This is a genomic window from Frankia torreyi (assembly GCF_000948395.1).
Lineage (GTDB): Bacteria > Actinomycetota > Actinomycetes > Frankiales > Frankiaceae > Frankia > Frankia torreyi.
The window spans coordinates 1-13,133 of sequence record NZ_JYFN01000012.1; the positions used below are offsets into that span (position 1 = coordinate 1).

A 13,133-nucleotide genomic window follows, 5' to 3' on the forward strand; every position below is an offset into this window, starting at 1 on the left:
ACCCACCACCCCCCTCGACCTCCTCGGCGACTAGACCCCACACCGAGTCACCCACAGTCACCGAGCCACCCGGACATCGAGGCACCCGGACATCGAGGCACCCGGACATCGAGGCACCCGCGGATCACGTGCCGGTCCCGCGGGGCTCGGCCAGGCCTGGGGAGGCCGTGACCGACCCGGCCGGCCGGGTCGGCCGGGTCGCCGTGACCGGCCCGACATTCCCGGCGCGCGAAACCGCAGGCCCGAAGCACGCGGGAGTCTCGGGCCGGACGTCGTCGTCAATGCGGACTTTTTTGCAGATTCCGGGAGCGGCCGCCGACTGCTCCGGCCGCCTTCCCGTAGCCGGCGGAGGCAATCCCGCACCGGATCGACCCGGCCCGCCGGGGCTCCGACCTGCATGAACGCCGACCGGATCGGTGGAACCACGCAGTGGTGGGGACGTCAAACGCGTATACGAGAGAAATTCGCCCGCAATGCGACGGTGTTCGCGGTATCGTCGTGAGCGTTCAGACTCGGACCATGCGTCGGCGTTCGGCCGAAAGGGTTCTGATGGTCGATCTTGCCCGGCTCAGCTTCGGCGCGGCCGCCGCGGAACGAGACATCCGTCGGGGGCTCGACTCCTATTTCATCGAGTCCTCCGCATACAACCAGGTGAACTCGGGGACGAAGACGATCCTGGTCGCGAACCGGGGCGCCGGCAAAAGTGCGATCTTCAAGACCATGGCGCATCGACAGCGGGACGCGGGCCGCTCGGTGATCGAGCTGGCCCCGGAGGATTACTCCTACGAGTTCCTCAGCTCCGCCATGACCCGGGAGCTGGACGGCGCGTGGGCGAAGCTGGGCGCCTATGCGACGGCCTGGAAGTACCTGATCCTCATACTGATCATGAAGGAGCTGACCCGTCGCCACGGCCGGCTGCGCCGTGGCGCGGAGAGCCAGATCCACACCTACCTGCGGGACCATCACGCGGGCGGCACGACAAGCGCCTTCGATGCCTTCGTCTCCTATCTTCGCCGGATCGAGTCGGTGAAGATAGGCCGGTACGAGGCGGGTGTGCGCACCCGGGAGCTGCAGTACCTGTACAAGCTCCAGGAGATCGAACATCTACTGCCCCCGCTGGTCCGCCTGTGCGAACGCAGCCGGGTGACGGTGCTCGTCGACGAGCTGGACCGCGGCTGGGACGCCTCCGAGGACGCCCAGGCGTTCGTCGCCGGCCTGTTCCAGGCCTGCATGTCGATCAATGATCTCTCGCCGCACCTGCGGATCTGCATGTCGCTGCGACAGGAACTCTACGACAGCATTCCCGCGATCTACGACGATGCCCAGAAGTTCCGCGATCTCATCGAGGTGATCTCCTGGGATGAGGAAGGGCTCTGGAAGATGATAGCCGGCCGCATCCGGCATACGGTCCCCGACATGAGGAGCCGCACCGACAATGACTGCTGGGGCGCGGTCTTCACTCGGCCACTGTGGTCCTTCCGGTACATGACAGACCGTTCACTGTGTCGCCCCCGGGAAATCATTCAGTACTGCAGCCACGCGCTCGACCACGCCCGTACCCACAGCCCCCGCAAGTCGGTCAGAATCACCCCGCGGGACATCCAGGCAGTCGAATCGACGTATTCGGCCGAACGGTCGCGCGACATCGCGGCCGAATACCGGTTCCAGCATCCCGGCCTGCTCGGCGTCTTCCAGACGTTCCGCGCCGGGCCGCCCGTCTGGGGCCGGGCGGACCTGGAACTGTTCCTGCTGGACCTGGCCACCGGGGCGGTCCACACGGCCCCGGAGGCCCGCTCCTGGGTCGACAGCCGAGAACCGGAGGTGATCCTCGAGGTGCTGTGGAACGTCGGTTTCCTCGTCCCCGTCGGGGACACCGCCGCCGATCCCGAGCGGGTGCCGGTCGGCGCCGCGCCCCAGCCGGCGGCCGGGACTGGCGAGGTCCGCCGGCCCCGGCGTCCGCGGCCCGCCCTGCACAGCGTCACCGAGTTCACGATCCACCCGATGTTCCACCGCTACGTCGTCGATCGGTGAGTCGATCGGTGAGTCGATCGGTGAGTCGATCGGTGAGTCGATCGGTGAAAAGTCGGCGTCCGCGAATGGGCGTGCATGACGGCGAGATGACGGTGCCGGATGCCGACGGGAAGAAAGGGCCGGGGCGGCCGCACAACCATTTTCACACCGTGCAGCCAACACCCTGGTTTAGCCTTGTTACTGGGGTTACCGTGGGCCGCATGCCATCGGCGGGTCTGGCCTGGCAGACCCTTTCCGACCCCGGGGCGCTCGCGCTCGTCGACGCCGACTCCGGCCGAGCTGCCGCGCTGGCCCGACCCCATCCCGCCGACCTGCCGATGGTCCAGATCGTCGACATCGAACGCCTCGCCTGGGGCTGGTTGGCGCCGGCGAGCCGGCCACAGTCCGAGCGGCATCTGTCCGAGCAGGTCGCCGCCGATCCGCTGAACACGATGCGCGGGCTGTGCTGGCTGATGGCGATGTGGGTCGTGGCCGTGCATCTACGCACCGGCCGCCAGCCGACCGTCCTCGTTGCGGAACTGCGCGTGCCGGGGATCTGGCAGGGACCCGAGACGCCGGCGAGCACGGCGGTCTGGGAGGACCTGGAGGATCGCATCAGGCTCGGCATCCTCGCCGCGCTCACCAGCGACGCCGACGCCGACACGCGGTTTGTGGAGACCCTTCGCCATCCCGCGGGCATCGCGCCCGTGCTGCTCGGCTACGCGCTGCGCATGCTCACGGATCTACACCGGCAGATGCTGGACCACGGCATCGATCCGCGGGAGATGGCGGGCACCCTGGCGCTCTACACCGTCGATCCTCAGGACCGCGCGACCGCCTGCTTCCGTCCGTTGACCTGACCTCCCGCCCGGCAGGCCGGGCCGAGAGGGTCCGGCGGCGTCACCGTGGAGCGCGCAGGAGGAGCCTGGTCGGCCGCGTCGATGTAGACCACCCGGGTCGTCCCACCGTGCCCGTGGATGGCGAGCAGGGTCTCCATCGTCGGATAGATCGCGATGGAGTCGTGCTCGGAGTCCCACCACAGCACGCAGGTGCCGTCGGGCGCCTGCGCCCCAAATGCCACCGCGCCCGTCCCGGACACCCCCGAGACGTCGACCTCACGCTCCAGCTCGAACCGCCGCACCTGGCGAGCAGACATCGCCACGACCTCCTTGCGGGGCACCGCACCGTACCCGTAGGCATCGCCCGTGATCCGGTTCGGCGGGCGACTCGGGCACCGGGTCCGGGTGAGGCGCCGACGCGATCGGATCAACCGGCCGACGCTGCGCATCGTGACGCCCGCCGGCCGGTTGGCCAACGGTAGCCGCTGATGTCGGGGTGGGTCACCTGTATGCCTTCATAGCACCGTCCGGGTAGCCCGACCGGGGTAGTACCTCCGGGGAAGGCCACCGGCCGGGCCTGCACCCGGCGACGCCGACCGCCTCCCCCGCGCGACGGTCAGGGACTCGAGCGGACGGTCGCCAGCCGCGCGTCCCCTGCCTCCGGGGACGTGAGGTAGCGCGCGTAGCCGGGTTCTCCCCGCAGGTGCAGCGCGAGGAAGGCCACGGTGTAGCGGTCCGCGAGCCGGTGGGCGTCGGCGGGGGCGATCCGCGGCCACCAGCAGGTGGCCGCGGAGGTCAGCGCGACCTGCATGCCCAACACGGCCGGGATCCCGGCGGCGCCGAGCAGCCCGGCCTGCCGGCAGATCTCGGTGAACGAGTTGTGCACGGCGCCGGTGACGGCGACGGTCATCCGCGGGTGGGAGTCGACCAGGAGGTTGAACGCCCGGTCGACGTTCCGGGCGATCGGCACGTTCACGTCCCGGGTACCGCCGATGAGCAGCGTCGGCACGCGCACCTGGGCGAGTGACGCCGCGGGCAACGGGGAGGTCGCCGCCGCGATCCCCACGGACGCCCGGATGCGCCTGTCCGCCGGCGCGGACAGGACGCCGATGCTGGACACGACCGCGGTGAAACCGCCGAAGGAGAAGCCCACGACGCCGATCTCGTCGCGCCGGACCCGCGACGCGACCAGGCAGGACCTGGCGGTCAGCGCGTCGATGACCGCGGAGACGTCGCGGGGCCGATCCGTCGCCAGGGCGAGCTGGCGCTCCTCCCGGCCCGCCGCGGCGTCGGTCATCGTGTCGCCGGGATGGTCGGGGGCGGCGACGAGGAAACCGTGGCTGGCCAGCGCCTCCATCAGGTAGGCCGACTGGACCCGGCTGCCGGCGCTGCCGTGGGAGAACACGACGAGGGCGAACCGACCCGGGGCCGGGGCGGCGTCCGTCACGGCGCTCGCCGAGGGGAACCCGACGTTTCCGACCAACGGGTAGAACGCCGGCCGGCCGGGCCCGCCGAGACCCGCCGGGCCGGCGGCCGCGACCTCGGGGCAGGCTCCACCGGCGCCGGATTCGGTCGCCGCGCGCGGCCCGCCGCTCGGGCCGTTCGTCCCGTTCACCCCGTTCACTCCGCTCGTCCCGGGAAGGGGCGTGCCGGGGGCGGCGGACGCGTCCGGGCGGGCCGGGTACCACAGCGAGGTCACGAGAACACGGCCCGGGCGGCTGGAGTCGACGATCCGCACCGTGCGGTAACCGATCTGCCAGGGCCCCGGCAGGTCCGGGTCGGGCCCGGCAGCGTCGGCGGCGACCGGCGGCGGATCAGCCGGAGCTGCCGCTGCCGCTGCCGTTGCGGCTGCGGCTGCGCGCGGATCGCGGTCGCTGCCGGGCGGTCCGCCGCCTGCGCTCGCCGGCGCCGCCGGGCCCACCACGCAGCCCAGCAGGGCCAGCAACGCCAGCAGGACGACGGGCAGGGCCGCCGGGCGCCTCGCCGACGGCGTCGCGGTCCGGCGCGTCACCACGCATCCGATCACGCTACGCATCATGGCGATGACACTACCGAGTGTGTCGGAACGTCGCCGACGCATCGCCTGGGCCGGTGGCCGCATGTCGCTCGACGCACGGATTCACCGGATCCTCGTCGACGTCACCGAGCCTTCGGCGCCGCTGTGCCGGCGGCCCTGGACGGCCAAGGTCCTACGTGGTCCGTGGGGCCCTTTACCTGGTCCGTGGCCCTTTACGCCCAGCTAGCTGGCCCTGGCGATCAGACGGGCGCAGCGGGGGGCGAAGGCGTCCAGCAGGTCCTCGATCTCCTCGACGCAGCCGCCGCAGCCCGTGCCAGCGTCGCAGCGCGCGCCGATCTCGTCCACGTCGCGAGCACCGGCGGCGATCACTGTGCGCAGCGTCCGGTCAGACACCGCGAAGCATGAACAGATGAGCACCGCACCTCACCAGCCCGAGGCGGCCAGCCCACCCGGGGTTGGCCGGCAGTTGGCAGATCCTGCCGGGAGGCCGCGGCGCCAGCCCAAGCGGACCGATGCCTTAGCTAAGGCTTCCCTAATTGCAGGGTGCCATGCGGCGCCCCCTCGGCGCAAGACGGCCGTATCGCCCGTCACGGCCGGGCGCAAAGGCCCCCGCGGCCCCGGCGCGACGGCCCGGCGCGGTGCGACACGGGGGACGAACGGGCCGTCCGTCCCCCGTCCCACCATCGGCTACGCGCCCCCGGCGGCCGGCACGAGCGCGACGGCCGCGTCGGGCTCGGTGACCCGGAAGGTGAAGCTCTCCTCCAGGTACAGGTCGACGGTGTCCGCAGTGTGGGCCGCATACCCGATCGAGAGGTCCTGGCCCGACTCGAGCACGAAGTCGCCGCCACGCAGGCTGAGCACGACCGCTCCGGTGACGCCGGGGGCCTGCACGACGGGCCCGTCGAGGATGTGCTGGAGGTGGGTGAGCAGCAGGTAGCCGCCGTGCTCGGCGGTCTCGATCACCGCGGTGTAGCTGTCCGGCTCGAGGGCCAGGGCGTACGGTCCGGCGATGCCGGCGCGGCGCAGCAGGGCGACGGCCTTGGCCACGGTGCGCGGGTAGGTGTCGGTCCCCGCCGCCAGCGGGAGCTGGGGATGTGCCGACGCCTGCGTGATGCCGACCAGGCCGGCCTCCTGGTAGCCGTGGAAGACCACCGAGTTCTCGGTGACGGCGATGCGGCGCACCGCCTCCTCCAGCGGCGCGAGATCGAGGTCGTCGGCGCCGCGGTCGGCGTCGGCGAGCTGGGCGCGATCGAGGGTGAAGCCGACGCGCAGCTCGATGACCGGCTGCACCTGGCGGACCCGGGCCTGCACCCCGGCCGCCGGCGGCGAGGACAGCGCCGCCACCCGACCCAGCGGGGTGGCGGAGTACTCCCAGCCGTGCGGCCCGGCGAAGTCCACCACCTTGCGGGCGGCCAGGTTCGTCGTGAGGCGGGCCTTCGCCTCGTCGTCCACCGCCTTCCAGGCAGCGTCCGTCAGCGGGGCGTGGCCGCGCAGCAGATGATTCACTCGCCTACACCTTTCAGACTGCCGATTCCGAGGGAGCCGTCACCGGGCCCCGCCGCCTGCCGCTCCGTCACCGCGCCCGGGTCGCCGGAGCCGCCCCGATCCATGGCCTCCTGTTCGACCTCGGTCACCGGTCCGGAGGTGAACAGGTAGGTCCGTAGCTGGGTGTCCAGCACGGGATCGTGGCGACGCAGCCATTCCAGCGTCATCGCCGCGTGTTCCTTCTCCTCGTCCCGGTTGTGCGCCAGCACCTGGGCCAGTTCCGGGTCCGTCGCGGCGTCGACCCGCTGGTCGTACCAGTCGACCGCCTCGAGCTCCTCCATCAGCGAGACGATCGCCCGATGCCGGTCGACCGTCTGCGCGGAGAGCTTGTCGGGCTGCTCGTGCAGCCCCATGCTTGAGTCGCCCATGGCGTCTGCCTACCACGCCGGCCCGGCGTTACGCCGGCACGGGTGCGGTCTCGCACCCACGGTCACCGCCGTCAGCGCGACGGCAACGGGATGATCTCGACGCGACGGTTGGCGGCGCGGCCCTGCAAGGTGCCGTTGCTCGCGACCGGTTCGCGGGAGCCGAAGCCCGCGACCCGCACGAGGTCTGCGGGGACACCCCGGCTCGTCAGGTAGTCGGCGGCGGCCTGGGCCCGGTTCAGTGACAGCGCCTGGTTCAACGCGGACGGCCCCGAGGTGTCGGTGTAGCCGCCGACGAGGACGGCGAGATCCCCGCCGCGCAGGGTGCTGGCGACCTTGTCCAGGCTGGCCTGCGCCGACGGGCTCAGCCGCGCCCCGGACACCGGGAAGGTGACGTCGTGACCGTCAAGGACCGCCCGCAGGGCCGCCAGGGTTCCGGCCGTCCCGGCGGACGCCCCTGAACCAGCGGACACCCCTGAACCAGCGGAGGTGTCGCCCGGCGCGGCCGATCCCGACTGCCGGCTCCCGGCCGCGGCGCGACCCGGCCTGGCGGCGGCACCGGACCCGGTGCGGGTGACGACCAGATGGTCCGCCAGCGTGGCGCCGGGGACGGTGGCGGCGGTCGCGGCCAGCACCGCCGCGCCGAGCCGGCGGCGGGCCGCCTCGTCGGGAGTGCCGCCGGCGAGGGCGACGGTCGAGCCGGACACTGTCGCGGAGTGCTCCCCCGCCACCCCGCGCAGCGCCGTGGCGAGGGCGGCAACGGCCTCCACCGGCGGCTCGGCGACCGCCGGGTCGACGAGCACCTGGCCGCGCACCGTGCCATCGGCGGCGTCGGCCACGGCGGCCAGCAGCGCGGCGCGGCTCGCCGCGTCCGGCACGGTCGCGGTGACCGACAGGCCCTGCCCGGCCACGGCGAGCACCAGCGGCCTGGCCGGCTGGGTGGCGATGACCACGTCGTCGCCGAGGCGGGCCGACGTGGTGCCGGAGACCGCGGCCGAGGCCCGCGCCTGCTCCGCGGCCGCCGCGCTGGGGAAGCGCCCGGTGACGATCGCCTCCCGCCCCTCGATGCGCACCTGGGCGTGCACACCGCCGACAGCCCGGACGGCCGCCGTCGCCCGGGCGGCCAGGTCATCCTGGATGGGCCCGCGGCGCAGCGCGAAGGCGATCAGGGCGAGCAGCAGCCAGGCCAGCACCAGCGACACGACGAACGCGAGCGGGCGAGGACGGTGCAGCCGCGCGGCCAGGGACGGGGACATCGATCGGACTCCGAGCGGGATCGGACCGGACGCGCAACCCGGGGACGGCGCGGAAGGGTCGGACGTGCATCTTTCGCGACGCTGCCCGGACAGGCGAGGTAGGGAGGGTGCGCGGCCGACGCCGGCCGCGGCACAACCTTCGCACATCGCCCACCCAGGCAACACACCGGGGGTCGCAAACCGCCCATCCTGGACACCCCGCCACGGCGTGGCCCCACCGGCAGGCGGGGCGCCGCGCCGCTTGGTCGCCCGGACGAGGCCCGTCCGAATCAGACCGCGCGCGCACCGTCCGGACGGATGGCCCGGTCCGATCGCAGGGAGTGCTCAGGCGCGGCGGGGGCCGGCACAGGGGGCACGGGCGCTGTGGCCGGTGGGCCCTGCCGATCGGGGGCCGGCGCCGCCCGTGCCGAGGAAGCGGGTTCCGCCGGCGGGGCGGGCTGGGCCGCGGTGGGCTCCGCCGGCGACTCCGGCGACTCCGGCGAGGGGGGCGACTCCGGCGAGGGGGGCGACTCTGGCGAGGGGGGCGACTCGGCCGCCTCGACGGCGCCCGAACCGGCGGTGGGATCGCGGCCGGCCGCCGTCGAGGCGGCGAGCACGACCGGCACCGGGCCTGACCCACCTGCGTTCGCAACGGCGACCGGGGCCGCCGAGCCGGCCGGTCGGGCCGACTCCCGCGGCGGCACCGGCACCGGCACGGCACCGACCGGGACCGTCGGGACCCGCCGCCGCCAGGCGAACACCAGCGCGACGGAACCGGCGGCGACGCCGAGGACCATCCAGCCGGCCACCGCGTCGAGCAGATAGTGGTTGGCGGTCGACATGACGACGAAGAACGTGGCCGCCGGGTAGAGCACCCCGAGGATCCGGGTCACCGGCCGGCGCCCGAAGCGCACGAGCAGGAACCCGCACCACATCGACCAGGCGCAGTGCAGCGACGGCAGCGCCGCGTACTGGTTGGTGATGCCTTCCAGTCCGTTCGGGGCGGCGCTGGCGGTCCCGGTCCACCAGCCCCAGCCCGCGAAGTGCGACATGGTGTCGGTGTACGAGGTGCCGGTGAGCAGGCGGGGCGGCGCCGTCGGGAACAGGAAGAACCCGACCAGGCAGATCAGCGTGGTCACCACGAGCGTCCAGCGGATCTGTGCGTAGTGCCGGGTGTGCCGGCGGTGCGTCCACACCAGCAGTCCCGGCGTCACCACGAAGTGCAGTGTCGCGTAGTAGTAGCAGCACACCACCGCCAGCACCGGGACGCTCTGCAGCCACCGGTTGAGGCTGAGCTCGATGTCGAGGTGCAGGAAGGTCTCGAACCGCACCAGGTCGTGGCCCATCCGCATCGCCTCGCCGGCCGAGGCGTCGGCGACGGAGCGGGTCCCGGTGTACGAGTAGTACAGGACGGCCAACATCAGCAGCTCGAGCCACCAGACCGGCAGACCGGTGGCCTGGTTGCGCAAGCGCCTCACGATGCACCTCTCGAACGTCGCACTCTTCCCAGCCGTCGCACTCGTTCGCGACGTCGTACTTTTCCCGGACGCCGCGGCCATTCCGGACGCCCCACTCTTCCCGGAGGTCGCGATCTTCCCCGAGCGTCGCGACAGCCGCAGCCGCCTCGGCGGGCACGGCCGCCGCGCGAGCCGCGGACGTCGGCCCCACCCGGTCGCGGCCCGCCGGGGCGCCGCGCCAGCGCGCACTTCATGCTTCCACTCAACAGCATGGGCCGGTTGGTGCCGTCACGGGCCGATGCGTGACCGGGTTCGGCGGGAAATTCACCGACTTCTTGCGTGCCCGTCGCCACGGCCCGTGCCTTCCCGGCCGGGTCCGCCCGCGTCGACGGGGCACGTCCCGGGACGGCGCGGGACGCCCCGGGACGGCGCGGGACCGGTGGGCCGGCCGGGCTCGCCGCGACGCCGGCGCACCCCGCAGACGCCGACGAGCCGGTCACCACCCGCGTGGGCGGTGACCGGTCGGCGCCGAGGCGGGGCCGGTCAGGCGCCGCCGGCCGCCGAAGCACCGGGGCCGCCGGCCGCCGAGGCCCCGGGGCCGCCGGGGGCGCTGGGAACGGCGGTGCTCGCCGCCGGCGGAGTGGTGGGAGCCGCCGTCTCGGGCTGGTCCGACACGGGCAGGGCACTGCCCGCCTTCCAGACCGACCACGGTACCGACCAGAAGTTGCCGAGCTGGCTGGTGTCCGGCGGGCGGCCGCTGTTGACGATGTCGACGATGTCACCAAGCCGGCTGATTCCGTAGAACCACTGGGCGTCGGCCGGGGAAGCGTTCACGCAGCCGTGGGAGACGTTCGTCCGCCCCTGAGAGGCCACCGACCAGGGCGCGGAGTGCACGTACTGCCCGCCGCTGGTGTAGTTCACCGCCCACTGGACCTTTTCGTAGTAGTAATCCGGGTTGCCCTTGGGGATGCCCACCGTCGCCGAATCCATAATCACCTCGGGCGACTTGCCGAGGACGTTGTGGGGGCCGTCCATCGACGGGGTTGTGGGCTTGCCGAGGCTCACCGGCATCGTGCGCAGCAACTGACCGTTGCGGAACACCTGCATGATGTGGGTGGCGGCGTCGACCTTGGAGATCTGCGCCGAGCCGACGACGAAGTCCATCGCCCGGTCCTTCACGCCGAGGCGTCCCCCGCCCGCGTCGTACCCGGCGAGGTTCGCCTCCACGTGCACCTTCGTTCCCGGCGTCCAGTACTGCTGCGGGCGCCAGACGACGAGCCGGTTCGAGATCCAGTTCCAGGCGCCGAGGACCGGCGGGTCGGTACGCACGGACAGCATGCGCTGCACGGCGGCGCGGTCCGGTGCGGGGGCGCTGAAGGTCAGGCTGATCGGCGCGCCGACCCCGACCGTCTGCCCGGCGACCGGATCCCAGGAGACCTTGAACGCCTTCTCCGGCACCCCGGTGACGAAACTCGTACGCACCGACTTCGTCCCGACGATCCCCGCCGCGGGGCTGGTGGTGGCGGTGACCTGGTAGCGGGAGTCGGAGTACAGACCGCCCGCGGACGTCCAGGTACGCCGGTCGGCCGAGAACGTCCCGAGCAGCACCCCCGGCTCGGTCTTCTCCGACGCGCTCGCCTCCCGGGCGACGCTCACGTCGGCCAGCGGGGCGTTGGCGTGGACGACGACGTGATCGGTGAGGGTGACGCCCCTGGTGTCGTCGCCCGGGAAGACGGTCACGCTCGCCGCGGGATCCGGCACGGCGACGCCCGCCGGCTTCGACGACCCGCCGCCGGGCGAGCAGGCGGCGACGGTCAGCGCCGTGACGAACGCGAGCGCCCCGCCGACCCACCGGCCACGCCGATGCCCGAAAGTGCCGGCCGGCCGCCGACCCGGACGGCTCGGGTCCCACCCACGAGAAACACGTGAGGGAATCATTACCGAGCGAGACATGTAATGCCCTCTTCCGAAGAACGCGACCGGCATCGTCGCCGGACGGAAGCCTAGGTCTGAACGGTACCCAGGGGTCGGCACCTCGTCCCGTCGATCACCGGACTGGCCGGTGTCAGCCGCCCGACCATCACTCCGCGTCGAGCATATAAATACGGAGGGTAGCACCCTCCGGGCATTCCCCATAAACCCCTCCCCTTTCCCCTCTTCCGACGCGCGGACACCGGATGAGGTTGCCCCCCGGGATGACAATTCGCCGACCCGTCGAAAGCGACGACCTGGACCCATCGCGCCGCCAAAGACGGCGCAACCGGTCACGCCGACGGATGGTTTTCCGCAACTCGGGGACGACCAGACGGGCCATCCGGTCGACACCAACCCAGGACCATCACGGATGATTGCGATGTCGATGGAATTCCGGCGGGAAACGCGGATTCGTTGGGCGATCGGTGATCGATGACCCGCGAACCCGGGGGTGGTGGGGCCGGCGGCGGACTGCGCCCACCCCGGCCACCACGGACCCTCGGGTGGACCCCCGGAGGATCACTGGACGGCCTCGGCACGGACGGCTCGCGGCCGACCGGCGGAAACGGCCACGAAACCCACGGACGGCCCGTGCCGTCACACCGCTGCCGCAGGATGGGCGGGGCCACGGGCCGGGGCTGGGCCACGGGCGGGGCGTCCGTGGACACCGTCGGGCCGCGCGGGTCGCGGCGCCACGTGCCGGGCCGCGCCGGGCCCGGCCGGGGACCGGACCAGACTCGTCGCTGGGCGACCCTCACCGCGAGGGAACGCACGTCCCCGCGACCAGGGAGGCTCGATGGCGATCGTGCTTGGACCGAACCAGTTCGGCAAGGCGGAGATCCGTCTCGTCCACGTGGACCGCACAGGTCCGGTGCATCACCTCACCGACCTGAACGTGTCCACCGCGCTTCGCGGCGACTTCGCCGCGGCACACCTGACCGGTGACAACTCCCACGTCCTCACGACCGATGCGCAGAAGAACACCGTCTACGCCTTCGCGCGGAAGCATGGCATCGGCCAGATCGAGGATTTCGCGATCCGGCTCGGCCGGCATTTCGTCGATTCCTTCCCGTGGATCGACGGCGCCCGGATAGAGATCGAGAAATACCACTGGAATCGAATCCTGGTAGGCGGGACGCCGCACGACCATGCGTTCAGCCGGGCCGGCGGGGAAAGACGGACGACGGTCGTCACGGTGGACGGCGACGCCGCATTCGTCGTTTCCGGACTCGCCGGGCTGGTCCTGCTCAAGTCGACCGGTTCGGAGTTCTGGGGATTTCCCCGCGACGACTACACGACGCTGGCCGAGACCACCGACCGCATCCTCGCGACCGAGGTGACGGCCCGCTGGCGTTACATCGGGGCCGGTCATGACTTCGGGCCGCTGTTCGACGGCGTCCGCGAAACTCTGGTCAGCACGTTCGCCGACGTCCACAGCCTGGCGCTGCAGCAGACGCTCTACCGGATGGGCGAGGCGGCCCTGACCGCCTTCCCGCAGGTCGCCGAGGTACGGATGTCGATGCCGAACAAGCATCACTTCCTGGTCGACCTCGAACCGTTCGGTCTGGACAACCCGGACGTCGTCTACCAGGCACCGGACCGTCCCTACGGGCGGATCGAGGCGACGGTGCTGCGCGACGACGCGCCCGACCCGGGCCCGAGCTGGCAGGCCGTCCCCGGCTTCTGCTGAC

Annotated in this window: 11 protein-coding genes; 3 read left to right on the plus strand and 8 right to left on the minus strand. The window is 72.3% G+C overall.

The features are described 5' to 3' along the window. The first annotated feature begins 549 nt into the window (after positions 1 to 549). Complete coding sequence (locus FF36_RS09645; protein ID WP_044884677.1) at positions 550 to 2,031, plus strand: P-loop ATPase, Sll1717 family; 1,482 nt, start codon at positions 550 to 552, stop codon at positions 2,029 to 2,031. A gap of 200 nt (positions 2,032 to 2,231) precedes the next feature. Beyond that, positions 2,232 to 2,870 carry a hypothetical protein gene (locus FF36_RS09650; protein WP_044884678.1) on the plus strand — a complete coding sequence of 213 codons (639 nt, stop codon included), beginning with the start codon at positions 2,232 to 2,234 and terminating at the stop codon, positions 2,868 to 2,870. On the opposite strand, the gene FF36_RS09655 is transcribed toward FF36_RS09650, so the two are convergent. The 8 genes from FF36_RS09655 to FF36_RS09690 form a co-directional block, all read right to left on the minus strand. Continuing rightward, positions 2,831 to 3,166 (minus strand): hypothetical protein, encoded by a 336-nt coding sequence (locus FF36_RS09655; RefSeq protein WP_044884765.1) that lies wholly within the window; start codon positions 3,164 to 3,166, stop codon positions 2,831 to 2,833. The genes FF36_RS09650 and FF36_RS09655 overlap by 40 nt on opposite strands. Before the next feature lie 299 nt (positions 3,167 to 3,465). After that, entirely contained in the window at positions 3,466 to 4,860 is a 1,395-nt protein-coding gene (locus FF36_RS09660; RefSeq protein ID WP_242418514.1) for an alpha/beta hydrolase family protein, read from the minus strand. Positions 4,861 to 5,088: 228 nt separating this feature from the next. Continuing rightward, positions 5,089 to 5,283 (minus strand): (2Fe-2S)-binding protein, encoded by a 195-nt coding sequence (locus FF36_RS09665; protein ID WP_044884679.1) that lies wholly within the window; start codon positions 5,281 to 5,283, stop codon positions 5,089 to 5,091. Between the two features lie 270 nt (positions 5,284 to 5,553). Further along, complete coding sequence (locus tag FF36_RS09670; protein ID WP_044884680.1) at positions 5,554 to 6,372, minus strand: family 1 encapsulin nanocompartment shell protein; 819 nt, start codon at positions 6,370 to 6,372, stop codon at positions 5,554 to 5,556. Continuing rightward, positions 6,369 to 6,779 carry an encapsulin-associated ferritin-like protein gene (locus FF36_RS09675; RefSeq protein ID WP_044884681.1) on the minus strand — a complete coding sequence of 137 codons (411 nt, stop codon included), beginning with the start codon at positions 6,777 to 6,779 and terminating at the stop codon, positions 6,369 to 6,371. The genes FF36_RS09670 and FF36_RS09675 overlap by 4 nt, the downstream gene beginning before the upstream one ends. A 71-nt stretch (positions 6,780 to 6,850) precedes the next feature. Continuing rightward, complete coding sequence (locus FF36_RS09680; RefSeq protein WP_044884682.1) at positions 6,851 to 8,032, minus strand: OmpA family protein; 1,182 nt, start codon at positions 8,030 to 8,032, stop codon at positions 6,851 to 6,853. Between the two features lie 269 nt (positions 8,033 to 8,301). Next, positions 8,302 to 9,489 carry a phosphatase PAP2 family protein gene (locus tag FF36_RS09685; protein WP_044884683.1) on the minus strand — a complete coding sequence of 396 codons (1,188 nt, stop codon included), beginning with the start codon at positions 9,487 to 9,489 and terminating at the stop codon, positions 8,302 to 8,304. A 522-nt stretch (positions 9,490 to 10,011) separates the two neighbouring features. Continuing rightward, positions 10,012 to 11,208, minus strand: coding sequence for a L,D-transpeptidase (locus FF36_RS09690; RefSeq protein ID WP_044884767.1), 1,197 nt, complete (start codon positions 11,206 to 11,208; stop codon positions 10,012 to 10,014). 1,030 nt (positions 11,209 to 12,238) lie between these two features. On the opposite strand from FF36_RS09690, the gene pucL reads away from it, so the two are divergent. Then, on the plus strand, positions 12,239 to 13,132 hold the full coding sequence (gene pucL, locus FF36_RS09695; protein ID WP_044884684.1) for a factor-independent urate hydroxylase: 894 nt from the start codon (positions 12,239 to 12,241) through the stop codon (positions 13,130 to 13,132). Position 13,133: the final 1 nt, after the last annotated feature.

What these genes read in the sequence shown, in the direction of transcription:
- FF36_RS09645 (WP_044884677.1), top strand. Translation starts at nt 550, where the DNA reads ATGGTCGATCTTGCCCGGCTCAGCTTCGGCGCGGCCGCCGCGGAACGA.
- FF36_RS09650 (WP_044884678.1), top strand. Translation starts at nt 2,232, where the DNA reads ATGCCATCGGCGGGTCTGGCCTGGCAGACCCTTTCCGACCCCGGGGCG.
- FF36_RS09655 (WP_044884765.1), bottom strand. Translation starts at nt 3,166, where the DNA reads ATGTCTGCTCGCCAGGTGCGGCGGTTCGAGCTGGAGCGTGAGGTCGAC.
- FF36_RS09675 (WP_044884681.1), bottom strand. Translation starts at nt 6,779, where the DNA reads ATGGGCGACTCAAGCATGGGGCTGCACGAGCAGCCCGACAAGCTCTCC.
- FF36_RS09680 (WP_044884682.1), bottom strand. Translation starts at nt 8,032, where the DNA reads ATGTCCCCGTCCCTGGCCGCGCGGCTGCACCGTCCTCGCCCGCTCGCG.
- pucL (WP_044884684.1), top strand. Translation starts at nt 12,239, where the DNA reads ATGGCGATCGTGCTTGGACCGAACCAGTTCGGCAAGGCGGAGATCCGT.